The organism is Pseudomonas sp. MF4836 (assembly GCF_002018875.1).
Classification (GTDB): Bacteria; Pseudomonadota; Gammaproteobacteria; order Pseudomonadales; family Pseudomonadaceae; genus Aquipseudomonas.
This window is the reverse complement of the sequence record NZ_MVOL01000009.1, coordinates 226,727-251,011: the sequence shown is the minus strand read 5'-3', so window position 1 is coordinate 251,011 and position 24,285 is coordinate 226,727. Positions and strand designations below refer to the sequence as shown.

General features: G+C 58.0%; 22 protein-coding genes. 11 read left to right on the top strand and 11 right to left on the bottom strand.

The genetic code is table 11. The features are described 5' to 3' along the window. Window positions 1-75: 75 nt before the first annotated feature. From MF4836_RS21845 to MF4836_RS21815, 6 genes are all read right to left on the bottom strand, one after another. Window positions 76-396, bottom strand: coding sequence for a hypothetical protein (locus MF4836_RS21845; protein ID WP_078472006.1), 321 nt, complete (start codon window positions 394-396; stop codon window positions 76-78). Then, window positions 393-2,012: a P-type conjugative transfer protein TrbL gene (gene trbL, locus MF4836_RS21840; RefSeq protein ID WP_078472005.1), complete on the bottom strand. Its 1,620-nt coding sequence runs from the start codon at window positions 2,010-2,012 to the stop codon at window positions 393-395. The genes MF4836_RS21845 and trbL overlap by 4 nt, the downstream gene beginning before the upstream one ends. 190 nt (window positions 2,013-2,202) lie before the next feature. Beyond that, on the bottom strand, window positions 2,203-2,997 hold the full coding sequence (gene trbJ, locus MF4836_RS21830) for a P-type conjugative transfer protein TrbJ (RefSeq protein WP_078472003.1): 795 nt from the start codon (window positions 2,995-2,997) through the stop codon (window positions 2,203-2,205). 256 nt (window positions 2,998-3,253) lie between these two features. Next, entirely contained in the window at window positions 3,254-3,478 is a 225-nt protein-coding gene (locus MF4836_RS21825) for a hypothetical protein (RefSeq protein ID WP_078472002.1), read from the bottom strand. Between the two features lie 2 nt (window positions 3,479-3,480). Further along, window positions 3,481-3,690, bottom strand: a complete 210-nt coding sequence (locus tag MF4836_RS21820) for a TraC family protein (RefSeq protein WP_078472001.1) — start codon at window positions 3,688-3,690, stop codon at window positions 3,481-3,483. Between the two features lie 106 nt (window positions 3,691-3,796). Next, a complete protein-coding gene (locus tag MF4836_RS21815; RefSeq protein WP_078472000.1) occupies window positions 3,797-4,171 on the bottom strand; it encodes a TraK family protein in 375 nt (124 codons plus the stop codon). 798 nt (window positions 4,172-4,969) lie between these two features. Here MF4836_RS21815 and MF4836_RS35105 point away from each other — a divergent pair. The 6 genes from MF4836_RS35105 to MF4836_RS21785 all read left to right on the top strand — a co-directional run bounded on the left by MF4836_RS35105 (window position 4,970) and on the right by MF4836_RS21785 (window position 11,397). Next, a complete protein-coding gene (locus MF4836_RS35105; RefSeq protein WP_153050254.1) occupies window positions 4,970-8,194 on the top strand; it encodes a hypothetical protein in 3,225 nt (1,074 codons plus the stop codon). 9 nt (window positions 8,195-8,203) lie between these two features. Then, window positions 8,204-8,923 carry a hypothetical protein gene (locus tag MF4836_RS35100; RefSeq protein WP_153050253.1) on the top strand — a complete coding sequence of 240 codons (720 nt, stop codon included), beginning with the start codon at window positions 8,204-8,206 and terminating at the stop codon, window positions 8,921-8,923. A gap of 82 nt (window positions 8,924-9,005) precedes the next feature. Next, window positions 9,006-9,191: a hypothetical protein gene (locus MF4836_RS21800; RefSeq protein WP_078471998.1), complete on the top strand. Its 186-nt coding sequence runs from the start codon at window positions 9,006-9,008 to the stop codon at window positions 9,189-9,191. 245 nt (window positions 9,192-9,436) lie between these two features. After that, window positions 9,437-10,324: a M24 family metallopeptidase gene (locus tag MF4836_RS21795; RefSeq protein ID WP_078471997.1), complete on the top strand. Its 888-nt coding sequence runs from the start codon at window positions 9,437-9,439 to the stop codon at window positions 10,322-10,324. 267 nt (window positions 10,325-10,591) lie between these two features. Then, entirely contained in the window at window positions 10,592-10,873 is a 282-nt protein-coding gene (locus MF4836_RS21790; protein ID WP_078471996.1) for a hypothetical protein, read from the top strand. Window positions 10,874-10,875: 2 nt separating this feature from the next. Continuing rightward, complete coding sequence (locus tag MF4836_RS21785; protein WP_020298496.1) at window positions 10,876-11,397, top strand: helix-turn-helix transcriptional regulator; 522 nt, start codon at window positions 10,876-10,878, stop codon at window positions 11,395-11,397. On the opposite strand, the gene treR is transcribed toward MF4836_RS21785, so the two are convergent. Next, a complete protein-coding gene (gene treR / locus MF4836_RS21780) occupies window positions 11,394-12,098 on the bottom strand; it encodes a trehalose operon repressor (RefSeq protein ID WP_020298497.1) in 705 nt (234 codons plus the stop codon). The genes MF4836_RS21785 and treR overlap by 4 nt on opposite strands. Before the next feature lie 353 nt (window positions 12,099-12,451). Here treR and treP point away from each other — a divergent pair, with 353 nt between their 5' ends. From treP to MF4836_RS21755, 5 genes are all read left to right on the top strand, one after another. Further along, entirely contained in the window at window positions 12,452-13,894 is a 1,443-nt protein-coding gene (gene treP, locus MF4836_RS21775) for a PTS system trehalose-specific EIIBC component (RefSeq protein WP_078471995.1), read from the top strand. A 77-nt stretch (window positions 13,895-13,971) separates the two neighbouring features. Beyond that, entirely contained in the window at window positions 13,972-15,621 is a 1,650-nt protein-coding gene (treC, locus tag MF4836_RS21770; RefSeq protein ID WP_078471994.1) for an alpha,alpha-phosphotrehalase, read from the top strand. A gap of 110 nt (window positions 15,622-15,731) precedes the next feature. Continuing rightward, complete coding sequence (locus tag MF4836_RS21765; protein ID WP_078471993.1) at window positions 15,732-16,955, top strand: maltoporin; 1,224 nt, start codon at window positions 15,732-15,734, stop codon at window positions 16,953-16,955. Window positions 16,956-17,015: 60 nt separating this feature from the next. Beyond that, window positions 17,016-19,556, top strand: coding sequence for a phosphoenolpyruvate--protein phosphotransferase (ptsP, locus tag MF4836_RS21760; RefSeq protein WP_078471992.1), 2,541 nt, complete (start codon window positions 17,016-17,018; stop codon window positions 19,554-19,556). Window positions 19,557-19,558: 2 nt separating this feature from the next. Beyond that, entirely contained in the window at window positions 19,559-19,858 is a 300-nt protein-coding gene (locus tag MF4836_RS21755) for a PTS transporter subunit EIIB (protein WP_078471991.1), read from the top strand. Between the two features lie 65 nt (window positions 19,859-19,923). Here MF4836_RS21755 and MF4836_RS21750 read toward each other — a convergent pair whose 3' ends face one another. From MF4836_RS21750 to MF4836_RS21735, 4 genes are all read right to left on the bottom strand, one after another. Further along, the gene (locus MF4836_RS21750; RefSeq protein ID WP_078471990.1) at window positions 19,924-20,280 is read right to left on the bottom strand and encodes a hypothetical protein; all 357 of its coding nucleotides are present in this window, start codon (window positions 20,278-20,280) and stop codon (window positions 19,924-19,926) included. 103 nt (window positions 20,281-20,383) lie between these two features. Further along, window positions 20,384-21,829, bottom strand: a complete 1,446-nt coding sequence (locus MF4836_RS21745; RefSeq protein WP_078472058.1) for an amidase — start codon at window positions 21,827-21,829, stop codon at window positions 20,384-20,386. A 99-nt stretch (window positions 21,830-21,928) separates the two neighbouring features. Beyond that, a complete protein-coding gene (locus tag MF4836_RS21740) occupies window positions 21,929-23,035 on the bottom strand; it encodes a polyamine ABC transporter substrate-binding protein (RefSeq protein WP_078471989.1) in 1,107 nt (368 codons plus the stop codon). A 98-nt stretch (window positions 23,036-23,133) separates the two neighbouring features. Continuing rightward, entirely contained in the window at window positions 23,134-24,159 is a 1,026-nt protein-coding gene (locus MF4836_RS21735; RefSeq protein ID WP_078471988.1) for an AraC family transcriptional regulator, read from the bottom strand. Between the last annotated feature and the right edge of the window lie 126 nt (window positions 24,160-24,285).

Here is a 24,285-nt window from a genome sequence, read left to right as displayed (position 1 = left end):
CCCCAGACCCCGAGTGCAGCGAGAAAACAAAACTGTCACCCGCGGGTGGGGGGCGTCTGAGAAATAGGCCAGTGGTCAATGACTGTTAGGGGGCTCTCGGTTTTGCGCTTCCTGCGCGGTTCGGATGGCCATCAAAACCTGCTGGTTCAGGGTAGCGTTAGTCTTGCTACCCAGCAAAGGCATACGATTCAGAGCCTGTGCCCCGACAAACATGCGATATGAAGCGGACATTGCGAGCGGGCTAACGCGAAGCTGCAACGCCGTGTATTGCCGATCCAGCGTATCTAGCTGCGGCCCGTAACCCTTGCTTCGCAGCCACCGGCCGAGTGCCCACATGCCGACGGCGAACGTAAAGGCGAATACTACAAAACCAGCGAATATCAGAAAGCCCGTCATGATTTTTTCTCCGTTTTTTCGTTGTTGGAGGCCGTACCCAGCACACTCAGCGAGGCTAGGCGACCATTAGTGGAACTTGCGTCTGAGGTTGGACGGATCACGTTGGAATCCCCCTGCTCGGAATTAGCGGCTAACTCTCCGCCGCTGTTTATCAGGGCTGAATTGACCTCGCTATTTGAAGGTGGGGTTGATCCACCATCAAGGGACAGGCCATGCGCATTCTCCATGCCCGGTACAGCAATTGAAGCCATCACCCCGAGCACCTTCGCACCTCCATTCGCCGCTTGAGAAAGGGCATTTTCCGAGCCTTCAGTACCCATTTTTGGTGTCTCTTGTTGTTTGTCTTTGTCGTCGTTGTCTTGCACTGCCTTTCCAGCCTGTTTGGTGGCCTGGTGTACGCCGCTGTTAGGTTGCTGGGCAGGGCTGGGCGTCGCTTTAGCTGTACTGCCACCTAAGCTCGATCCTGTTGAGGTTGAGCCCTTGATGGCTGCGCCGCCGCCAGTGCTGGCACCCACTCCAGAGGATGCGGCGTTGCCCATTGAAGCTGCTGCACCGATGCCGGAGTTTGCCGCACCGGCAAAGCTGGAGTTGATAGATCCAGCCAATCCTCCGCTACCAGCCGCCCCTACGGCACTTGCACCACCACCGGCAGCGCCAAGCGCACCAGCGGCGGCGGGCGCAGCGGCGCCGGCCGTGGCGATGGTGGCGACTGCGGCAGCAGCACCGGCTGCGCCAGCCGCTGCCATTCCGCCAATGGTCGAGCCTCCGCCCATTGACGTGCCGCTGATCATCCCGCCAATCAGTTCGGGAATAGTCTTGGTCAGGTAGGCGCATACCAGAGCCAAACCTGCCAACGTCATCAGAGATGCTTCGTCATTGGTATAAGCCGCTAACCAGGACTTAGCCGACGTGACAATAATTCCTACGATCAATGTTAAGACGAACAGCTTGGCACCTACTGCAACAACGAAGCGGAGTGGTGCAATTGCAAAATCGCGAGTCCATTGCGAACCGCCGAAACCGAAGAACAGCACGGAGGCATTGATGATGACGTACGACTCTACAAGCGTCACAAACATGAATGCCGCGATAAAGGCAAAGCACAGTAAAACTAGACAGCCAACGAGCGCGATAAGGACTGCTTTACCCGGAGAAAAAAGTGAAATTCCTTCCACGATGGTTCGTGAAAAGTTGACGGCCACCGCGAACATATCACCGGGCTGAAGCGCACGACCCAAACCGCTAGCTGTGCCCGCAGCTTCTCGAAAACTGTCCACTACGGCTGTTGCCCATGGCACGGAATGCTCAATGACTGCGTAAAAAAAACCAATGACCATGAAGAAGCGGATCAGCTCGCCGACAACTTCGCCTAAGTCAGCTTGTTTCATCACTAAAGGCATGAACGTCCACACCAATTGGATGAGAGCGAGAGACGCCAGCAATTTGAGTGCATACCCTTGTAGCCGTGGTGACCATTCACTTGCGGCTTGATAAAGCATCCGCAAAAGCCCGTTCATTTCATTGCTTTGAGTTACATCTCCTGCTGCCATCACGCTACCGGCCGAAAGCAAGAGTGTTGCACTGACGAGTACTAGAAATGTTGAGCGTTGTTGCATAGTTAGAAATCCTCAGACGGGCCCCAGTTGTTTTTCCGGGCTTCAAATTTTTTATCCGTGTCTGATCGCATCGAACGCTCAGTAGCCACGCAATCGGTGCGGATAGAAACAATGAATTCGGACAGAACAGCACCACTAAGAGCAGAGACGATGCATAACCCAGCGATCAGATTTTTAGATATGAACATAGTTAGAAATCCTCGGAGGGCCCCCAGTTGTTTCTACGAGCCTCGAACTTTTGCTCGGCGGCTTCGCTAGCAGCCTTTCGGTCGCCCTGCTGAGCCATATAGTTACCTTGCATGTTTATTTGCGTAGCCAGTAGATCGCGCAGTTTTTGCAACTGCTGTACGTTCTGAGAGGCTATCTCGCTGCCTGCCTGAATTGCTTGCATCCGGCCCACGGCCGACTGTGAGCGAGCCACCATGTGATCGAGCTGGGTATCCTCAGACTCGAAAGTGCTGGTATTGAGATTGGCAGCTTCAAGGGCCGCTTTTACGCTGTCGCGGTTTTGCTCTGACCACTTCTGATAGCGCTCACGCGCTGGTACTTCCGCCGAGTTTGCAGCTTGATTTAGGTAGGACTGAAAGCCAGGAAAAGCGGTGTTGAACTGCGAGTCCATATTCTGGATCTGGCGGCCTAGGGACTGTGAGCGGGTGTAAATGTTGGCCACGTTTTTAAGGTCCGCCGCGATGCTGCCAAACATGGTGCTTGGCAAGCCCGTGCCCTGGGTGACCATGTTCTGATACTGCTGAATCTGCGTCTGTAGCTGCTCGGCAGTATTCAGCGCCGTGTTGACCGCCTCAACGTACTCGAACATCTGTTGATAGAACGTCGAGCAGTTTGAGCAGTAGATGGCATACGCAGCGGGTGATGCCAAGTAGAGACCCATACCAAGGCTTGTGCTTTTCATTGCTAAAACAAGGGCATTACGTATTCTCGATTTTCGAGCTGATGAAATCGGCGATTTCAGCAATTCCGTATTCATGCCGAACACCTCGTTTTGTCATGGTTCGAGGTTTGATTATTGACTGATATGGTGTGGTTTGGAACATGCGGATAAGTATCTATCCGTATATAAATCAATGATTTGCGGGCATCACCTGGGTGAGATTGACACGCATAAACCTGATTTTTCTGACGTTTTCTTCATGCATGGACCTGTCTGTCTTTCCAGCGTGATGTGTTTTTACGGCCAAAAAAAAGCCCACCGAGGTGGGCTTTTGATGAAATGGCGTAGCGCATTAGTGGGCTGAGTAATAGGGGTTCTGAGTCCGATAGTGACCACGCTCCGTTTCAGGGATGTGTAGTGTTTCTAGGTGCCAGTTTTCGAGCGAGGAAGCCAACTCTGCCGCAATGCGTTGGGCTTCTCTAACGGGTTTACTAGGTCGCCCGCTGGCTTGACCGAGGTAGGCTTGCAGTTCGTTGAGTTGGGTGGCCAATGCGCTGATGCGGTGAGCGGTTTTCATGATCAATCCTCCTTTCTGATCCTTTCTACAATATTGTCGAATTCTTCCCGAATCTGATCGTCTGTAATTTCAAGATTAACCAATCCTGATTTGATTGCAATTCTCCCAATTCTTTCTGCCGCCTCATTATCCAATTTCGCCAATCTTGCTTTAGCTGTTTCCAGCTCTGAAAGGGCGTCAGACCGGCGTTCAGCGAGAGTTTTTCGAGCCATGGGTTCTCCGTTTTTTTAATGAGGAAAATTAGACAGACTGAAAAGTTCTACCTCATTTTCTCGCCCAAATTAAAGGGGCTAAACAACCTCGCTGTTTCGTGGAGCGTCAGATTAGGTCGTCCCGGATGTTTCCGCTATTTGGGTTGTGGTCGAATCCCGCACGTTTTGAGCCGGGTTTAGGATGAGGTATGACGCTGTGCCCCGGCTGGCCTCCTACGGCTCCTGTCGGGGCTGGCGAGAGGCTTTGCGATGTGGATTTCCCAGAGCCTTTCCTTTGGTGCCAATCGTCTTTTTCCTTTCGTACATACCTGCCGACATATTTGGTGAACTGCGGGTAGCCAATGCCAAGCTGTTCGGCGTAATCGTCATAGATCGCACGTAGCGGGTGCCCTGCATCTATCAGCTTACGAAAGTCATCAAGCCTGGCCAGGAAGGCAACTCGCCCTGCGCCGCGATACACCTTTTTCGGCCCGTCTGTCATTTGGCGTCTCCTGTTTATGTGATCGCGCTAGTGGTCAGTACCTGCTATACGCAACTCAAGGAAATTTTAGAAAATTAAAGGAGTTTTTTTATCTTTTCAGCGAAATTTAACGCAACTCAGAGAAACTTTGGGAAATTATAGGTCAGAAATAGCCGGATATGGCAGTAAGGCGAACCTAAGGTGGGCAAGTTGCCTAGAATTGCAGAAGATCAGACGGCAAGATGTGTGTTGTAGGCCTACGCTGCTCCGCAGCCAGGGCCTCCACCACCTTGCCTTATTCGCCTTCAGCTCAATGGATCTTGCTCTGCGAGGCCCACAATCGCTGCCGCGATCCAACATAGGAGAGCCATGTCAAAGCGACACCAAAACGGATTGAATCGCGATCGCATACTTCGATTTCGCGTCAATGCCGTTGAAGAAGCTAAGATAGAACGTCCCCCCGCAATGCTGGGCTTTCCCTATCGGCTTACTCCGGGTGGGAGCCCTCCACCATCCAATTCGCTCGCTCGTCGATCTGAGGGCGGTGGCTGATATGGGCAAGATCAATGGCGACTTGAGGCGGGTTGCGGGCTTGTTGAAGCTACGTCTCGCGTAGAAAAATGGCCAGGGAGCAAGCGCAGTCGACATGGAGCGGATGATGATCGAGTTTCGTGAGTTGCAAGCGGGTATTCGTGAAAAAATGAGCGCCGTCTTTTTTGCTCGAGAGCGTGAGAGCTAACGTCTGAAAGCCGTTATAGTGGCTAAAGTGAATGAGTCGCGAATCGCGCCGGCCTAAATCTATGTTTACAAGGAGTTTTCATGCACATAATTAAAATGCACCAGGTCGAGGAAGAGGTGCTGAGCGACGTCGTATCGAGAGACGCAGTGCTATGGTTGACTGACGCGGACATTGACTGTGAGGCTGACGACTTAACCGCGATTCTCACCTTGATCGAGAGCACATGGAAGGCAGTTTTTATCGAAAGTACTTCTCGTCGCTTGGGAGAGTTAATAACGTCGCATGCTGACGTAGCAGTTGCATCAACATTCACTCATCTTATAGCAGGAGACCCAACGGGAGTTATTTTACCACAGCGCTCTCGACCAATTTTCTTTTTGAATGGTATCGAGGGTGGGGTCGGGAAAGAGAGTGCAAACCTTTCGGGTAATCCAGCTATTCGACGCCGTCTGAACATGCTGGCACGGCTGACTGACTTAGAACCTAGACGCATGGTAGTGCTAGGATCCAATCCAGTGGTTGCTATCAAAGACATAGCTGATTTGTGGCAAACAGAGTTTCGCGCGCTTTTAGCCGTTGTAAGTAAAAATGACTCTGTAGCTATAGAGGTTTCAACCGTCCTCGAACAAGCTACAGCACTAAACTCGCTAGCTTGGATCGATCAGAGCGCTTCTGACTTTTCCAAAATATTGGCAGAGCGCATTTCACATTTAATAGATAATGACAAGATAATTGTATCCATACGCTTGCCATCTGGCCGCGTTCAAGAAGTTGACCTTAAAAAAGCAGAGCAAGTTGAATATCCAATATCTATGCACTGTGACCTTATAACGGTTAAGGATACGTTTACAGTATCTCCACAAGATCTAAGCGAGGCTGAATTCAAAGGCTTCTTCACAAAAAATGAAACTAGCTGGCGGCCATATGCAGCTCATCTACCTTGGGTGTTTGATCGTACGGCAGAACAGAAATTCATCAGGTCTTTGAATTATCAGCTAAATGAGTTTGATAGTTCTTTAAAGCTATATTCAATTGTGTCTGAGCCGGGCGCGGGTGGGACAACTTGTGCCCGGCGCTTAGCGTTTGCCGCCGCGAAACAAGGATTTCCAACCCTATTAGTCAAGCAGCAAGCGGAGTTGCCATCGGCGTTAGAACTGACAAATTTCTTGTATCGAGCCGTCGGTCTGCTAGACGGAAGTGCTGATGCGCATAGCAGCGACTTTGAAGGTGAACCTGTCTGGGTAGTAGTTTTAGATGTCCAGCATGCCGGTCGCGGATTCGATGAAATGGAGCGTGTATACGCCGATCTAACACGTAGTGGACGGAAGATTGCGCTCCTTAAAGTTGTTTCCAGCAATGATGAGCTAGCACTACCAGAGATAATCGAGCCAAATGAACTAGCCCATCTAACTCATTATGTTGAAAAAGAGCAGGTGGAGCAATTAGGGCGGCATTTAAATTCGTATCTCCGAAACTTTAGTCGCGCTAAATCATCCGAAGAGTGGTTACGATTTTGGAATGAACACAAGCCAGATATGGATACCGGATTCGCCAGCTTCTGGATCGCATTGGAATTCTGGCTTACTGGCTACTTGGCCTTGGGTGAGTCAATCCAAGGTTGGGTGCTGAAACAATTCAATAGTCTGCCGACAAGCGTAGACGCTAAAATAGCTATTCTTGAGGTGGCAGCATTTGCCATAGAGCGAAAACCCCTGGCGGAAAGGCTATTTGGGGAGCTCACAACCCCTTCTTTACCTTGGTCATTAGTCATGGAGGAAAATCGCAAGCACTCCCCGGGCATTGGGTTAGTACAGTCGCAAGATAGTCCATTTGGTAGGGTGTGGTCGATTGGACACGATGTCCTGGCTCGATACTTAATCAATGGAGTTAGTTATGATCGTCCGGCACTGGCGAGCCTTGGGCTCGCCGGGTCTGTAGATTCGGTAGACCTAAGACTGAATTTGATCGAGAGAGTCACTAGTCGGCCTAGCTTTGGCGAGCGGTTTGCAGTTGATTTTGCAACACAGCTTGCAACACGGGTATTGAAACTTGACGAAAAACAGGGAAATCCCGAGTACTTCCCTTATTGGCAAAAAGTGTTAGAAATTCTTGAAAATGTGCCCGATACCATAAAAGTAAGCAGCCGTACGTTTCGACACCATGTTGCTATCTCTCGACGCCGCGTGACTCAAGATGATTTGTTTGATGTGGAAACTCAAGAGAAGATTGATTTGTTAAAGAAATCTGTAGTCGATCTTGAGTTTGCTTTAGAGTATATCGATCAGACTTATGGCGACGAAGGTGACTTGGCTCTGCTGAATACATTAGCATTGGTCTATCAGGATCTCGCTGAGCAGGCATCGATTGGAGGATTAAGTGAAGAGGTTGTTGATGGCTATCTCTTCAAGGCAGATGAGGTCACGAATAGTGCACTTAAACAAAACCAAAACAATCGCTATGTGCTAGAAACCGCTGCTAAAAATCTTCTAAGACAGAGAAGTCGAACAGCTGATGAGTTGGCGCGAGTAGAAGCAGCCGCAAAGGCGCTTACATTTGTATTTCAAGCCTCACGGCTTGAGTCGGCTATTATTAGACGGTCCAGCTTGAGTTCACTAGCAAACGAAGCGATTCAAGCCCTACGTGGAGAGTCAGCTCAAGCAGTAATCGAAAGAATGTGTAATTTAAATAGCCCATATGGCTATTTAGCCAAAGCTTGGACGAAAATTCCCCAGACAAAACGCGAAGGGGCTTTTGTCTTAGATGATTTAGACGTGGGAATAGCTGAAGAAGCATTAACTATTCTAAAGACTTCGCCGGTGCGGGATTTATTAATAGTGAAGCTTCAGTACGAGCTAGAGGTAATAGTTAATCCTCAAGACTTTTTATCGCAGCTAAACCTCTTGGACGAGATTGCAGCTGGTGGAGAACAAAGCTTGTCGTTGCAGCACTACGTCGAGAGAGCTGTGCTTTTGTACATGCAGGGTCAGCATAAAACTGCTGATAAGGAATTCAGGCGGTTACGTCCAAAGGTAAAAGAGGCGCAGAACCCGGTTTATGTTCCACTCCGACTGCGATGGCTACTTCGGCCAGATAAAAGTAAGAGAGCCATATGTTCCGCACGCGTGGCAGATAGTAACTCAAGTGCTCGACTCGTAGCTAAGGTTCGAGAGCTAAGTAATGTTGAAGTTTTGTTTAATGCTCAGGAGTTCAGCAAGTCAAGAATGGGTGTGGGTGAACAGTTTAAGTGCCAAGTCACGTTCTCTGCCATGGGGCCATTCTTGAAGCCAGTAGACCAAGAAGCCTAGGAGGCTTGAATGACTAGTTCTTTAACAGGATGTTTGTGGCTGGCTTCTAAACTTGGATGGCGACTTGCTAGAGGTAACGCTATGGTGGAAGGTACATCAGATGTCGAATATTTTAAAATTGCCGCCGGCTTGTACAATGTTAAAACAGGCCTAAACTTAATAGGTGAAGATTTTTCGGTATTCGCCGCTGGTGAAAAGGACGATGGGGGAGCTCCAGGGATAATGGAGCGCTTCCCTTCGTTGTTCACCACTGCCATGCACGATGTAGATGCCGCTTCCAAAATAAAATATAGAGTTATTGCGATGGCTGACGATGACTATTATGGCAAGATTGCCGTGAATGCGGTGCCGAAAGGACATCGGTCAATTTTCGAATATGAGCATATCTTTCGTTTGAGGCGAGTTATGCCACTTCGAGCAGGTTCCCGGGATGCCCTGAAAAATCAAACTCGGCGCTCTAATGAAGAATTCGGAACACTTGACTGCGTTATTGAAGACCTATTGTCATTAGCCTTGGCAGAAGAGTATCAAAAGCTTAATCCTAATCATATTTCTGGAAGTATTCTTACGTTCGGTAAGGGGCATCATGCGTCTTGGACTCCTCAAGGAAAATCTGGGTTGTTGAAGTTTGCCAGAAATAGAGCAAAATTTGATGATGTTGAAATGCTAGTGAACGTCCTGAAATCACTCCGTAGTTACGTTGGCCTTGTTCCAGAAGGGATACCTTAGGTGGGTAGTACGCTCTAAATGGCACGGTGCTGGAGCATGCTATTCTTGAGGCTTTAGGGGATCTAAGGTTTAGAGGCGATTGATGAAAGACCGTAGTCACGATGAGGCAATGGCAGAGCTTTTCCGGGCTGATCCGTCTTATGCTTCAGAGCTGCTGGCCGAGGTGGTTCGTGATGGTGATATGGATGAGTTGGCCATTCTGAAACGGCAGCTATTATCGGCTGCCCTTACCATGAGAGACTCACCCGGCTCCTTTAGCGAGTCTTGACTCGGCATGGCATTTTTCATGGTCTTTGGATTTTGATTTTGCCTGCACGGCTTATTCTATAAGGTTTCTATTGGTTTGTTGATAATAGAGTGGGAATGATCCCGTCGTCTCACCCAAGTGAGAGCGTCGTGAAGCGGATGAGCGTTTGCTAGTTCGCAAGGAAGGCTCCTGATCGCAAGATCAGGGGCCTTTTTTTTAACCATACGGGCTGTCCACCGAGGCAGCCTGCGGATAGGGATGTTGCGATGAGTCTGTTCAGCAAGGTACTGCGCACCCTGGGCCTGGCGGGGACAACTCCGGAGTCGCCGGGCGCAGTGGTGTCGCCACCCCTGACACGCTTTGATCGTTTTGCAGCTGATAATCGGCAGGCCTTTGAGCAGATCGGCGCCTTGCCGGAGGAGCAGATTGTGGCCGAGGAGCGGCGGCTCGCGGCCGAGGTGACGGAGATTCTGCGGTCGCTCAAGCCGCTGATTGGCGAGGGCGTATCGCGCCTAGAGATCCAAGAGCATGTGCTGCAGCAACTGGACAGCCGCGACCTGTTGCCTGCGCTGGTGGGCTACAAGGGTTACCCGGCGGCAGTGCCGGTGTCGGTCAACGCTGAACTGATCAGCGTCCCCCCTTCGGAAAAACTGTTGCCGGCCAGTGCGCTGGTCAAGGTCGAGGTCATGGCTTCATCGCGCAAGGGGTATGGTGCGCAGTCCTGGACCTTTGCCACGCCTGACGCCAGCGCTGAGCAACTGCGCTTGCTGGCCTGTGCGAAGCAGGCGCTGGAGCAGGGGCTGAGGCAGGTGCGAGCAGGGGCGCCGGTGGGTGATATCGGCGCCGCCATCCAGGATGTGCTGGATACCCAGGGCTTCAGTGCGGTGGCTGAGTACTGCGGCTACGGCATGGGCCGGCAGCGGATCCAGGAGCCTCAGGTCCTGGGTTATCGCGCGGCCGGGAATAGTGCACCGATGGTGGCCGGGCAGGTATTGAACGTCCAGGTGCTGGCCAAGGCCGGGAGCCGCGCTATCCGGATCAGGGCCGATGGCTGGAGCGTGCTCGCTCAGGACCGAGGCGATGGTGTGGTGTTGAGCGCCATGATTCGGGTCACCGAAGACGGGGCGGAGCGCCTGAGCCGATTCGTCGACTGATCGCGTTCAGTTGACGTACACATGGCGATCTCACCTGGGGTGGATCGCCATTTGTGTTTCCAGGTATTGGAAATACGCGGTTTTCCAGGGTTCGTGCAATACCAGGAAAGACATTACCCCCGCCTGCCTCTGGGCTGCTGTGTACCCTTTGAGCCTCACCCCTGCTGTTTGCGCCTGGCGGCGGATTGTCCGTCGAGCGGGTAGGGTTGATCTTTTTGTGGTTGTCAGTTGACAACCATTCATTGCTGGCGATACTGGAGGCCACGGATGGCTCGTGCAATTCATCCCAAGAAAGACATCGAGATGGCGTTGCGTTACGCCGAGTGGCAGGGCTGGCGTGTGGAGGTGGGGGGCAGCCATGCCTGGGGCAAGCTTTATTGCCCCTACAACAGCGAGCTCTGTCGTTGCGGCGCGTTTTGCATCAGCAGCATCTGGTGCACGCCGAAGAACCCGGGCAGTCACGCCCGGGCGTTATGCCGGGTGGTCGACAACTGCACCCTCAACCAGATGCGTGGCGCCAAGCCCGTATCCCATGGCCGGGAGTCATGATTATGGAATACCTGTTCACCCTGACTTACCTGTTGCCCGCCGACGATTGCGAGGTCGATGCCTTGATCGAGCGCCTGGGGGCTGCAGGTTGTGATGATGTGCTGATCGGCAGCGGGCTTGCAGGGCGCCTGGCCCTGGAGTTCTGCCGCGAGGCCGAGAGTGCGCAAGCGGCGTTGTTCAGCGCGCTGGGTGATATCAAGCGCCTGATCCCCGGCGCGCGGCTGGTGGAGGCGAGCCCGGATTATGTCGGTTTGAGCGATATCGCCGACCTGGTCGGGGTTTCCCGGCAGAACATGCGCAAGTTGATGCTCACCCATGCCGCCACCTTTCCGCTGGCGGTGCATGAGGGCAGTGCTTCGTTCTGGCATCTGGCGGAGGTCTTGAGCTGGCTGCAAGCCAAGGGCGGCTACGTGCTCAAGCAGCCGATGATCGAAGTGGCGCGGGTGGCGCAACACGTGAATACCCACAAGGAGTCTCAGCGCATCGGGCCGCTGAAGACCGAGTTGCTGGCCTTGATCGGCTAACGGCGGGCGACATCCGAGAAGTAGAACTTGTCCAGGGTATGCCGTGATTCGGTGTACTCGAACTGGCGGCCATCCTGCAGGAAGGTCTGGTTGCTGACCACGATCACATGGCTCTGGCCATCGAGGTCGAGGTGCTGCTGGTCGTCCTTGCTGCGGGGAGTGGCCTCGATGGTGCGTTGGGCGTAGCTGATCTGCAATTGCAGGGTCTGCTCGATATAGGCGTAGATCGAGTGCTCGGCAATCTGCCGGTCGAGCCCGGGAATCAGTTCGGCGACAAAGTGGTTGATGTCGAGAATGACCCGTTTTCCGTCGATGCGCCGTACCCGTTTGATCCGAGTGATCAGGCTGCCTGGCTCGGCTTGCAGGTGTTCGGCCAGCGCGCCTTCGAGAGGGAACTGGCTGAACTCCACGACTTCGGTGCTGACATCGTTGCCCAGGCGCGGGTAGGTTTCCTGAAAGCTGACGATGCCGCCCAGCTGGAACTCGATCGGGTTGGGCGAGAGCACGAAAGTGCCTTTGCCGTGGATCTTTTGCGCGAAGCCGCGTTCCTGGAGCTGTTCGATGGCTTTGCGGACGGTGCCGCGACTGGCCTGGTAGCTGTCCATCAACTCGGTTTCGGAAGGCAGGCGGGCGCCGCGTTGCAGGCGTTCGGTGGTGATACTGGCAAGCAGATCGGTGTAGATCTGGTTGTATTTGCTCATGGGATGGCTCTATGCCGGGCTGTGCTCAAGGCAGGAACCTTAAGGGCAGGCTCCCGGTTTGTCCATCCGCCGGGCCGTGCAGCTGCTTGCATGCAGGCGCTTCCAGGAGCCTCTGGCGCAGGCTGCGGCGCGCCAGCGGCGGCAGGCTTGTCTCAGGGCCCACGCGTGCTGAAAACCGCCTGGAACGCCTGGTATCGGCCCTCGACCCGATAGCTGCGCGGAACAGGGCGGGACGGTTTCAGAATAGACAAAATCAAACTCGTCTGTACGAGTTGTTGCTTTAACTCGTACAGACGAGTACTTTTCGCTTCGGCGTGCTGCCAATAACAAAAAACCAGAGCGGACGAACAAGCATGAGCCACAACTATTCGAAAATCGCCAGCGAGATGCTGCACAGCCTCGGTGGCGCAGAAAATATTGAGCAGGCCGCGCATTGCGTCACTCGCCTGCGCCTGGCCCTCAAGGACCCGAGCCGGGTAGACAGCGCAACGTTGAACCAGATCGACCTGGTCAAGGGATCGTTTTTCACCGGTGGCCTGTTCCAGGTGGTGATCGGCCCCGGCGAGGTGGAAAAGGTCTACGCCGCCTTGCGTCAACTGACGGGTTTGGCCGCGGCCACCATTGCCGATGTGAAGCAACGGAGCGCCGACAAGATCAACCCCATGCAGCGCCTGGTGCGGGTGTTCTCCGATGTGTTCATGCCGATCCTGCCGGCCCTGATCATCGCGGGCCTGCTGATGGGGGTGAACAACCTGATCGGCGCCAAGGGCATGTTCATCGAGGGCCAGACCCTGCTGGAGGCTTACCCGACGCTCGATGGCGTGTGGAGCCTGATCAACCTGATGGCCAACACCTCCTTTGTGTTCCTGCCGGCGCTGGTGGGCTGGTCGGCGGCCAAGCGTTTTGGCGGCAGCGAAATCCTCGGCATCGTCCTGGGCCTGATGCTGGTGCATCCGGACCTGCTCAATGCCTGGAACTACGGCAAGGCCGTGGCCGGGCTGGACGGCCAGAGCCTGCCGTACTTCGACATCCTCGGTTTGTTCCAGATCGAGAAGGTGGGCTACCAGGGGCAGATCCTGCCGATCCTGCTGGCGGCCTACGTCATGAGCGTGATCGAGAAATGGCTGCGGGCTCGGGTGCCGAATGCCATCACGTTGCTGGTGGTACCGATCACCACCATCGTGGTCACCGGGGTGCTGGCGCTGGCGATCATCGGCCCGGTGACCCGTCACCTGGGGATTCTCATCACCGAAGGCGTGGTCACCTTGTTCGACCTGGCGCCAATGGTCGGCGGGGCGATTTTCGGTCTGCTCTACGCACCGCTGGTGATTACCGGCATGCACCACATGTTCCTGGCGGTGGACCTGCAATTGATCTCCACCCAGGGCGGCACCTTTATCTGGCCGATGATCGTCATGTCCAACCTGGCCCAGGGCAGCGCGGCGCTCGCGGTGTTCACCATGAGCCGCAATGCACGGGATCGCAGCATGGCGTCGACTTCGGCAATTTCCGCTTACTTCGGCATCACTGAACCGGCGATGTTCGGCGTCAACCTGCGCTACAAGTTTCCGTTTTATGCCGCGCTGATCGGCTCGGCGCTGGGCAGCATTTTCCTTTCGCTGAACAAGGTCCAGGCCTCGGCGATCGGGGTCGGCGGCCTGCCGGGTTTCATCTCGATCATCCCGCAGTACATCCCGATGTTCGTGATCGGCATGGTCGTCGCCCTGGTCGTGCCCTTCGCGCTGACCTGCGCCTTGAGCCTGAAGATCATTCGCCCGGGGTATCGCGTTGCTTGATGGCCGCCGCGTGCCGGGGCACGGAACGCAAGCGGCAGTACAGGTTTTATTGAATTCGATTTCTTGAGGAAACCGCCATGCAAGACTGGCAGCGTTCGGTGATCTACCAGATCTACCCGAAGAGTTTTTACAGCCACTCAGGCCAGGCCACCGGTGATCTGTTGGGGGTGGTCGACAAGCTCGACTACCTGCATTGGCTGGGTGTCGACTGCCTGTGGCTGACCCCGTTCCTGCGCTCGCCGCAGCGTGATAACGGCTATGACATCAGCGATTACTACGCCATCGACCCGAGCTACGGCACCATGGCTGATTGCGAGTTGCTGATCAGCGAGGCCGACAAGCGCGGCATCAAGCTGATGCTGGACATCGTGGTCAACCACACCTCCATCGAGCATGCCTGGTTCCAGCAGGCCCGCAGCAGCCTGGACAACCCCTATCGCGACTTCTACATCTGGCGCGACCAGCCGAACAACTGGGAGTCTAAGTTCGGCGGCTCGGCCTGGGAATACGAGGCGCAAACCGGGCAGTACTACCTGCACCTTTTCGACCACACCCAGGCCGACCTGAATTGGGATAACCCCAGGGTGCGGGCCGAAGTGTTCAAGATGATGCGCTTCTGGCGCGACAAGGGGGTCGGTGGGTTCCGCCTGGACGTGATCAACCTGATTTCCAAACCGGCCAACTTCCCCGAAGACAGCAGTGACGGTCGGCGCTTTTACACCGACGGCCCTAACGTGCACAGCTATCTGCAAGAGATGCACCGCGAAGTCTTTGCCGGGCATCGCTTGATCAACGTCGGCGAGATGTCTTCCACCAGCCTTGACCACTGCATCCGCTACTCGCGTCCGGATTCGCAGGAATTGTCGATGACCTTCAACTTCCACCACTTGAAGGTGGACTACCCGAATTTGCAGAAGTGGGTGCGTGCCGATTTCGACTTCCTTGAACTCAAGCGCATCCTTTCTGACTGGCAAACCGGGATGCAGGCCGGCGGCGGCTGGAACGCGTTGTTCTGGTGCAACCACGACCAGCCACGGGTGGTCTCGCGTTTTGGCGATGACGGCGAGCATCGCGTGGTGTCGGCGAAAATGCTCGCCACCGCGCTGCACTTTCTCCAGGGCACGCCGTTCGTGTACCAGGGGGAAGAGCTGGGCATGACCAATCCGGGCTTTGACAGCATCGACCAGTACCGCGACGTCGAGACCCTCAATATCTATCGCCTCAAGCGCGAAGCCGGTGAGTCCGAGGCATCGAGCATGGCGGCGATCATGCAGAAGTCGAGGGATAACGGGCGCACACCCATGCAGTGGAACAGCCAGGCCAATGCCGGATTCACCAGCGCCGAGCCCTGGATCGGCGTACCGGCCAATGCTGCGCAGATCAACGTCGAGGGCCAGCTCGAAGACCCGGCCTCGGTGTTGCGTCACTACCGTGGGCTGATTGCCTTGCGTCGCAGCGAACCGTTGATTCAGCACGGCCAATACCGCCAGTTGCTACCCGAGCACCCTCGGGTCTGGGCCTACCTGCGTGAGGGGGAGGGCGAGCGGTTGCTGGTGGTGAACAACTTCTACGGCAGCCACTGCGATGTCGAGTTGCCGGAACAGGCCATCGGCGACGCGGCGCAGCAACGGCTGCTGATCAGCAACTACGACGATTGCCCGCCACGCACGCGGCAGTTGTCGTTGCGACCTTATGAATCGTTCGTCCTGCACCTGATCGATCGCTAGCAACATCCCCCGGCCAGTGAACCCGGTGTGCCTGGCACGCCGTGGGCTTGCTGTTGCCAGCGAGCGCCTGCCGGGGCAAACCAAACACAATAAAAATAATGGGGTGGCTTATGAAAACAACAATAAATCGCGGCCTTGCTGCGTCCTGCGTGTGCCTGGCCTTGCCGTTCTCGGCCCAGGCCCTGGAGTTTGCCGGGTACATGCGCAGCGGCGTAGGGACATCGGTCAACAGCAGTTCGCAGTCCTGCTTCCAGTTGCCCGGTGCCCAGTCCAAATACCGGTTGGGTAACGAGTGCGAGCAGTACGCGGAGCTGGAGCTGCGCCAGGATCTGTACACCCTCGACGACGGTTCGGTGCTCAGCGTCGATGGCATGGCTTCGCTGTACAACCGCTACGATCGCAACCTGACCTTCCAGGGCGAAAACGGTGCGGCGCGCATGCCGCAGATGTACGCCCAGTGGTCGAACATGCCCAGCCTCAACGGCGGTTCGCTGTGGGCCGGGCGGCGTTACTACAAACGTAACGATATCCATATTTCCGACTTCTACTACTGGAACCAGAGCGCCACCGGCGGCGGTATCGAGGACGTGCTGATTGGCGATCTGAAATACAGCTACGCCTTTTCGCGCAAGGACAACCTGTACCAGAAGGACGCCATCAATCGGCACGACTTCAACGTTTCCGGGTTTGATACCAACCCCGGCGGCGAGCTCGAGTTCGGCCTGAGCTACATCGACAAGCCCGACCGTCGCGATGCCCACCGCGGCTGGGCGATCACGGCCCAGCACGTGCAGAAGAACTTTCTCGGCGGCAAGAACAAGCTGGCCCTGCAGTACGGTGAAGGCCCGGGCACCGGGCTCGGCTACACCGGCGACGTGCACCTGGACGACAACAACAAGAGCTACCGGCTGGTGGAGTTTTTCGACTGGCAGGTGACCCCGCGTTTTGGCGGCCAGGTCGAAGCGGTCTACCAGAAAGACATTCGCCCTGACGGCAATGACCAGAACTGGATTTCCCTGGGAGTCCGCCCGGCGTACGCCATCACCGAGCAATTCAAACTGGTCACCGAGCTGGGCCACGATCAGGTGGAGGCCCCCGGCGGGACGCGTAAGCTGAGCAAGTTCACCTTCGCCCCGACCTGGTCGCCCAAGGGCCCGGATTTCTGGGCGCGCCCGGAAGTGCGCCTGTACTACACCTATGCCAGTTGGAACGAGGCGGCCAAGCGCGCGGCCAATGAATTGGCGGCGGGCTCGGCCCTCTCCGACACCGGGGCCTTTGGCACCGCGCGGCATGGGGCGAACGTCGGTCTGCAGGTCGAGTATTGGTGGAAATAAGCGAGGCTTGCGGGGCTCGCGCTCCATCGGCATCCATACGAACAAACAGCAGGTGAAGTCATGGCCACAACCCAACAATTGCAACTGCTGGCACCGCTGTCCGGGGTGCTGATGCCCCTGGACCAGGTGCCGGACCCGGTCTTTTCCAGCCGTGTGATCGGTGACGGGGTGTGCATCGATCCGACCTCGCAGACCCTCTGCGCGCCGCTGGCCGGGGTTATCAGCAACCTGCAGCACAGCGGCCATGCGCTGAGCATTACCAGCGAGCACGGGGTCCAGGTGCTGATGCACATTGGCCTGGACACGGTGAACCTGGCCGGCCAGGGCTTTACCCGGCGGGTGGAGGAAGGCCAGCAGGTGGAGGCCGGCCAGCCGCTGATCGAGTTCGATGCCGATTACCTCGCCCTCAACGCCCGCAGCCTGTTGACCCTGATGCTGGTGGTAAGCGGTGAGCCGTTCAGCCTGCTGACCCCGGGCCTAATTGCCGTGGAGGCTGGCCAGCCGTTGTTGCGCCTTGATGCCTGCGAGCAAGGCGCAGATGTGGCAGAGCAGACTGAGTCGGGCCCTGCGGTGTTTTCCAGGCCCGTCAGCCTGCCCAACCCCAACGGCTTGCACGCGCGGCCGGCGGCGGTGTTCGCCCAGGCGGCCAAGGCCTTTGGCGCGAGCATTTATTTGCATAAGCAGCAGAGCAGCGCCAACGGCAAATCCCTGGTGGCGATCATGGCTTTGCAGACCGCCTACGACGACAAGGTGCAGGTCAGTGCAGTGGGGGCGGATGCCGAAGCGGCGATCGCGGTGCTGTCCGAGCTGCTGCTGGCCGGCTGCGGCGAGGCGGTCAGCACGGTGTTCGCTGCCCCGGCCAGCACACCGCTCGCGCCGCTGTCGCAGACCTTGCTGCGTGGGGTGTGTGCTTCCGCAGGTTCTGCCTTTGGCCAGGTGGTGCAGGTGGCTGAACAGCACCTCGACATTATCGAGACGGCCACTGACCCGCGCCGCGAGCAGGCAACGTTGCAGCGTGCCTTGGGCGAGGCGACCCAGGCCCTGCAGAGCCTGGGGGAAAACGCCAGCGGCCAGGTCCAGGCGGAAATCTTCAAGGCCCATCAAGAACTATTGGAAGACCCCAGCCTGTTGGAACAGGCCCAGGCGCTGATCGAGACTGGCAAGAGCGCGGCCTTTGCCTGGAACAGCGCGACCCGCGCCACCGCCGAGCTGTTCACTCGTTTGGGTAGCAGCCTGCTGGCCGAGCGTGCGCTGGACCTGGCCGATGTCGGGCAGCGGGTACTGAAGCTGATTCTCGGGGTGGAGGACCGCGACTGGGTCCTGCCGGAGCAGGCGATCCTGATTGCCGAACAACTGACGCCTTCCCAGACAGCCGGGCTCGATACCCGCAAAGTGCTGGGGTTTGCCACCGTGGGCGGCGGCGCCACCAGCCATGTGGCGATCCTCGCTCGGGCCCTGGGCTTGCCGGCAATCTGTGGCCTGCCGGAACAGGTATTGGCCGTGCCCGCCGGTACGCGGGTGTTGCTGGATGCCGACCAGGGTGAGCTGCACCTGGACCCCGAGCTGGCGGCGATCGAGCGCTTGCAGGCGCGACGTCAGCAGCAACAGCAGCGCCATCAGCAGGATGTGCAGCAGGCAACCCTGGCCGCGGTGACTCGCGACGGGCACCACATCGAGGTGACGGCCAACGTCGCCTCGCTGGCCGAAACCGAGCAGGCCGTCAGCCTGGGTGGGGAAGGCGTGGGTCTGCTGCGTTCGGAGTTTCTGTACCAGCAGCGCAGCGTCGCTCCCAGTCATGAGGAGCAGGCCGCCACCTACAGCGCCATCGCCAATGCACTGGGGCCGCAACGCAATCTGGTGGTGCGGACCCTGGATGTCGGTGGCGACAAACCCCTGGCGTACGTGCCGATGGACAGCGAAGCCAATCCGTTTCTCGGCATGCGCGGGATCCGCCTGTGCCTGGAGCGTCCGCAACTGTTGCGCGAGCAATTGCGCGCAATACTCGCCAGTGCCGGCCTGGCGCGGCTGCACATCATGCTGCCGATGGTGACCCAGCTGTCGGAGCTGCGCCTGGCGCGGCACATGCTTGAAGAAGAGGCCCGGGCGCTGGGGCTGCAGGCGCTGCCCAAGCTGGGAATCATGATCGAAGTGCCGGCCGCGGCGTTGCTCGCGGATCGGTTTGCCCCCGAGGTGGATTTCTTCTCCATCGGCACCAACGACCTGACCCAGTACACCCTGGCCATGGATCGCGATCACCCACGCCTGGCGAGCCAGGCCGACAGCTTTCACCCGGCGGTATTGCGCCTGATCGCCAGCACCGTGCAGGCCGCCCATGCCCACGGCAAATGGGTTGGGGTGTGCGGTGCCCTGGCGTCGGAAACCCTGGCGGTGCCGCTGCTGCTGGGGCTGGGGGTGGATGAGCTGTCGGTCAGCGTGCCGTTGATCCCGGCGATCAAGGCGACGGTTCGCGAGGCGCTGCTGCAGGATTGCCAGGCCCTTGCCGAGCAGGTGCTGAACCTGGAAAGCGCCGAGCAGGTGCGTGAGGCCTTGCATCGGCATCAGGCGCTCGCGGCGGTTACCTCATTGGTTGTGGAGAACTGAATATGTTCGAGAAATTGCAGCGAGCGTTCTGGAAGGCCCTGACGCCGGATCTGATTCCGGAGACGGCGGGCGTTGCGCTTCCAGCCCAGGGCGATAGCGGGTTGAATCCGGCGGTGCTGGCAGCCCTGGGCGGCAGTGACAACCTCAAGTCGCAACAACCCTTGGCCCTGACCCGGGTGCGCGTGGAACTGCGCGACCCGAGCCAGCTGGACCCCGTGGCGCTGGTGGCGGCCGGGGTGCCGGGGATCATGCCCCTGGCCGGTGGCGTGGTGCATTTGCTGCTGGGGCTGCGGGCCGGGTGAAACACCGGCCGGGCTCTTGGCCACAGGCGGGCGGTTCGCTCGCCCGGGGCCAGGCCCGCCAGGGTTTATTCACAGCGTTGGTCGATCTGGCTGCTGTAGCGGCGCGGAGTGCTTTTACGAGGGCGCTCCATCGGCGTGCTGCGGGGGCTTCTCCAGACATCGATCACCGCTCGGCCATGGGCCAGCCCTGCGTCCAGGGCGGCCTGGCTCGTCGAGTAGTCGTGCCCGTAGGGTGGGCAGGCAAAGTGCACCGAGAAACAGGTGTGCTGGCCTTGCCCGGAAATCCGTCCGATGTAGCTGAAGGTCTCGCTGCTGTCGGCGCACCCGAAGTCCGGCGAGCCGGGCTCCTTCAGGATCATGACGTAGATGTCATGTTCAAAATGGGTGTGTTGGTACCAGCAACCGGAAATTCCATGTTCCATTGTCTTATTCCTCGCATTCTGCTGTTTCGCTATCGCGAAAATCGCTCTGCTTGAGCCCCGGAACCACGGCCAACCTCTGGCCGATTTCCGCTGCTCCCCTGGATCACTGCGTGGCTGCGGGCAGCCCTGCAGGTGTATCAAATACGCTCAATGACGTGCGTTTCTCCAGCTCGCGGGCGGCGCGCAGCACCAGGTCGTCGCGACCGAAGCGGGCAATGATCTGCAAGCCGATGGGCAGGCCGTCGGGCGTCAACCCGCACGGAATGCTCAGGGCCGGTTGCCGGCTGAAATTGAACGGGAACGTGGTCGGCTGCCACATCATCGAGACCTCGGCCGGCCAGTCCGGCGGCATGCTGTGCTCGATGGCGAACGGCGCGACCATGGTGGTCGGTGTCAGCAACAGGTCGTAGTCGCTGAGAAAGTCGTGCAAGCCCTTGGCGACCGAATTGCGCTCTTCCACCGCACAGGCGTAGGTCAGGGCATCGGTGCAGCGCGCTCGGGCCTGGCATTCCAGGAGAAAGTCACCGGCCAGGTGCTGGTGCTCGATGGGCAGCTCGCTGGCCATGGCCCGGGCAACCTCGACCGGCCAGGCGTCCAGATAACGCGGCGCCGGGTTGCCGATATCCGGCGACGCCTGGACCAGGGTCGCTCCAGCCTGCTCCAGCAGCGTCGCGGCTGCCTGGCAGGCGCGGGCAATGTGCGGGTCGACATGGGCCGCGTAGCCCAGGTCGAGGCTGAAGGCGATACGCAGGCCGCGTACGCCGTCTTCGATGTTCGGTAAAAAACCCGGAGTGGCATGGGGCCAGGCGAAGGGCTCCCGCGGTTCGTGTTCGCTCATCAACTCCAGCAGCAAGGCGATATCGCGCACATGGCGGGCGATCGGGCCTTCGGCCGCCATGCCCCCCGGGTCGATACTCGGATAGCCGGAAATCAGTCCATGGCTGGGCTTGAACCCGACCACCCCGCAGAAACTCGCTGGCGTGCGGATCGAGCCGGCCGCATCGTTACCGGTCGCCGCCGGAGCGAAGCCCGCCGCGACCCCGGCGGTACTGCCGCCACTGCTGCCACCGGCATGCAGTTCAAGGTTCCATGGGTTGCGGGTGATGCCGGTCAGCGGGCTGTCGGTCAGGGGCGTACTGCCCAGCTCGGGCAAGGTGGTCTTGCCGATGAAAATCGCCCCGGCCCTGCGCAGCTTTTCCACCAGGCTGGCGTCGCGGGTCGCGGGTGCCGCATCAGCCAGGGCCCGGGATCCGTTACGCGTATACCAGCCGGCAATGTCGGTGTTGTCCTTGATCAGCAGGGCAATGCCATCGAGCCGGCCCTGTGGGGTGCCCGCCGCCCAGCGCGCGGTCGAGGCCTGGGCTGCCCGCATCGCGTTCTGGTCCTGGCGCTCGCAGACCGCATTGAGCAGGGGATCGAGACGGTCCATGCGCGCCAACAGGGCCTGCAACAGGTCGACAGGGGTGAAGCGCAGCGTGGCAAAGCCATCGAGCAGGGCCTCGATCGACAACAGGTGCAGGGCAGGTTGGGGCAACACAGGCAATGGCATGGGCACGACTTCAATCATGGGAGCCCGCACGCCAGGCGCGGGGCACCGCAATAGTTATAGAGCCGCCCGGTACCCGTGGGTACGAGGCGGATGGGCACTTCAGCGTCCGCTGGTGACCTTGACCCAGGTGCGCGTGCGCACACGCTCGACCTTGGCCGGCAACGGCTTGAGCGGGAACAGCAGCGTCATGGCTTCGCTGGATGGGTACAGGTCAGGGTTGTCGCGCAGCGACTGATCGACCCAAGGCAAGGAGTCCTTGTTGCCGTTCGGGTAGCCGACGAAGTTGCTGATGGAAGCAGTGACCTGGGGTTCCAGCAGGTAGTTGAGGAACGCATGGGCGGTGTCGACATGCTTGGCGCCGGCAGGGATGGCCACGGTGTCGAACCAGATCAGGGTGCCTTCCTTGGGAATGCGCATCTCGATGTGCACGCCGTTCTTGGCTTCGTTGGCGCGGTTGGCCGCCTGCAGGAAACCGCCGGAGTAGCCGACCGCGACGCAGATGTTGCCGTTGGCGATGTCGCCCATCCACTTGGCGCTGTGGAAGTAGCGGATATAAGGCCGCAGCTTGAGCAGCAGGGCTTCGGCCTTGCGGTAGTCTTCGGGGTTCTGGCTGTTCGGGTCCAGCCCGAGGTAGTGCAGGGCCAGGGGCAGCATTTCGGTCGGCGAGTCCATGAAGGTCACGCCGCACTGGCTGAGTTTCTTCAGGTTTTCTTCTTTGAACACCAGGTCCCAGCTATTGACCGGCGCATCCTCGCCGAGCAATTGGGTGACCTTGTCGCGGTTGTAGCCGATCAGGTTGGTGCCCCACATGTAGGGGATCACGTAGCGGTTGCCGGGGTCGCTCTGCTCCAGCAGCTTCATCACAGTCGGGTCCAGGTGCTTCCAGTTCGGCAGCAGGCTGCGGTCCAGGGGCTGGAAGGCGCCGGCGGTGATCTGTTTGCTGACAAAACTGCTGGACGGCACCACCACGTCATAACCGCTGTTGCCGGTCAGCAACTTGGCTTCCAACACTTCGTTGCTTTCGAAAATGTCGTACTTGACCTTGATCCCGGTGCTGGCTTCGAAATCCTTGATGGTGTTGGGCGCGATGTATTCCGACCAGTTGAAAATATTCACGGTGCGCTCGGGGGCGGCGCTGGCGCTCTGCGAGGCGGCCAGTGCAAGGCCCAGTGCCGCGCTGGCAAACAGGGTGTGCAGGGATTTCATTCGACGACTCCATGTCTTGGATGAGCGGAGAGATCCGCGCGTCCATTCTTGGTCGGAATGCAATCGGAGAGAATGTTGCTAACGGTCAATAACGGTTCTTAAGCGTCATTTAACGGCCCGGACTGGCCGGCCAACTGCCTGAAACGGCCCGGGGCGACGCCGCTCCAGCGCTGGAAGGCATGACGGAAGCTGGCGGTTTCCTTGAACCCCAGCGCCTCCGCGATGCGGCATACCGACAGGTTCTGCTGGGCCAGCAATTGCTTGGCCTGCTTGTAGCGCAGTTCGTCGAGCAGCTTCTGGTAGCTGCTGTCCTGGGCGCGCAGGCGCCGGCGCAGGGTGCTGGGGGAGCAATGCACCTGCCGCGCCAGGCTGTCGAAGTCCGGCACGGCATGCAGCTGTTCGCTGAGGATGCGCCGCACCTGGTCGATCCATGCGGGGCGAGCGCTGAGTTCCTCGTTGAGCTCGATGCAGCGTTCGAGCATGCCGCCATGGGTCACCAGATCGGCCAGGGGCAGGCGTCGGTCCAGCCATTCCAGGTCGAAACCGATGGCGTTGCGCCCGGCGTTGAAGTGCACCGGGCAATTGAAGGCCTGTTCGTAGGCGTCCAGGTAATCCGGTTGCGGGTGTACGAACTGCGCCTCGCGCAGAGGCAGAGTGCACCCCAGCAGGTCCTGGCAGGTGACCCGGAACGAGGACATGCAGAAGTCGGTGTTGAACACCTCAAGCTCCGGCGATTCGCTGTACTGATCGGCGGTCAGCCAGGCCAGCCCGTCGCGGATCTCCAGGCCCAGGCGGAAGAACGTTCCCAGCAGCAGCGGATAGCGCAGCGCCAGGGTCAGGCCCTCGCGCAGGTTGGCGCTGGTCAGCAGGGTCAGGCCGAACATGCCGTAGGCTGAAATATGCAGGCAGCGCCCCAGGGCCAGCCCCAGGTCCTGGCGAAACACCAGGGCGTTGGCGAATACCCGCAGTTCCTGGCCGATGTTGATCAGGCTATTGGGCAGCTCGACGTCCGACAACTGGATACCGCTGCCTTCGAGCAGCACCTCAGGGGGCACCTCGGTGCCGCGAAACGCGTCGAGCACGGCCTGAGTCGTATGCAATGTGGTCAGGCGCAATGCCGCCATGACTGACCTCTGAACGGGTAAGGGAGCATGACTTTAGGGGCTCGACGCGTCAGGTTCAATTGATCAGGGCCAATCAGTGGATGCCAAGGGCGTATTTGTTCGGACTGAATCGTTTAATCCGGTGTT